Here is a 1385-nt window from a genome sequence, read left to right as displayed (position 1 = left end):
AACGCCAGTCGCCGAACGGCTGAAAGACTCCGACTACGTCGTGACCACCGACTCGATGCGCACCGGCGGGAACTCCTCGACGGACGTCGCCGAGGCCATCCGCAACTCGACCTCCGTGGCGGTGTTCGGGACCGGCGACCAGCAGGTCGACGTCCGACGCATCCACTCCGAGGGCGAGACGGCCGCCGAGCAGGCGATCACGAAGGCCGCCGACCAGCGCAAGGCGATGGGCACCGAGCTCGCCGCCAACCCCGCGCTCGAGGCGGACGCCGGCACCCGGTCGCAGTTCCGCGCCGGCCAGGTCGACAGCCGGGCGATGATCGCGCTCGGGCAGGTGCTCGCCGACCAGCGGGTCGCCGTCGACCGGTTCACCCCGCTCACCGGCGAGACCGGTCAGGTGTTCCGTCGCGTGGTCCTGCACGCCGGCAACGCCGCCCAGGCGACCCGGGTCGAGCGCATCCTCGACGCGATGTCCGACACCTACCGGCCGTCGACCGTCGAACGGCACGGCACCGAACTCGTCGTGACCTACGCACCGATCGACCCGACCACGGCGCCCACCGCCGCCTGACCCGGCGCCGGGCAGCCCGGTGCGTCGCCGACCGCGGCGCGCCGGGCTGCCGCCCCAGCACGAACCCGAACCGCACCTCCATCCGAAGGAGCACCACCATGACCGCACGTCCCCGCACCGCACGTCCCGTCGTCGTCGGCACCCTCGCCGCGGCCCTCGTCGCCGCCACCGTCGGCCTCGCCCCGCAGGCGGCCTCGGCCGCGACCCCGCAGGACGGCTGGCTCCGCGTCGGCCACCTCTCGCCGGACACGAAGGGCGTCGACGTCGAACTGTCGAGCCTGTCGGGTGGCAAGAAGGTCTTCGAGCTCGACGACGTCACCTACGGCCAGGTCAGCCCGTACCAGGAGCTGCCGGTCGGCACCTACGTCCTCTCGATGCGGGCCGCCGACGCCCCCGACTCCACCCCGGTGATCTCCACGGACGTCACCGTGAGCGCGGGCGACGCCGGCACGGTGGTCGCGTACGGCAAGAACTCGGACCTCAAGACCACCGCGTTCAAGGACGACCTCCAGCAGCCCGGCGACGGCAAGGCCAAGCTCCGGCTCGTCCAGGCCGCCACCACGGCCAAGCGCGTCGACGTCTCCACCTCGACCGGCACCGCCGTGGCGGAGGACGCGACGTTCGGTACCGCGACGGGTTACGCGACGGTCAAGTCCGGCAAGTGGACGCTCGACGTCTCCGGCAGCGGACAGCGCGGCACGGCGAAGGTCGACCTCGCCGGGAACACCGTCTCGACGCTCTTCGTCCTCGACGACAGCAAGGGCGACCTCACCGTCGTGCCCGTGACCGACGCCGCGGCCACCGCGCCACCCCG

Annotated in this window: 2 protein-coding genes; both read left to right on the top strand. The window is 72.9% G+C overall.

Going from position 1 to position 1385, the window contains the following annotated elements:
- The coding region (locus I59_RS00020) for a hypothetical protein (RefSeq protein WP_222834971.1) at nt 1-571 on the top strand (571 nt) is incomplete at its 5' end.
- Nucleotides 572-669: 98 nt separating this feature from the next.
- The coding region (locus I59_RS00015; RefSeq protein WP_022902111.1) for a DUF4397 domain-containing protein at nt 670-1385 on the top strand (716 nt) is incomplete at its 3' end.

The organism is Curtobacterium sp. B8 (assembly GCF_000333315.1).
GTDB lineage: Bacteria > Actinomycetota > Actinomycetes > Actinomycetales > Microbacteriaceae > Curtobacterium > Curtobacterium luteum.
The sequence above is the reverse complement of the archived record's forward strand: the minus strand, read 5'-3'. Positions and strand labels throughout refer to the sequence as shown.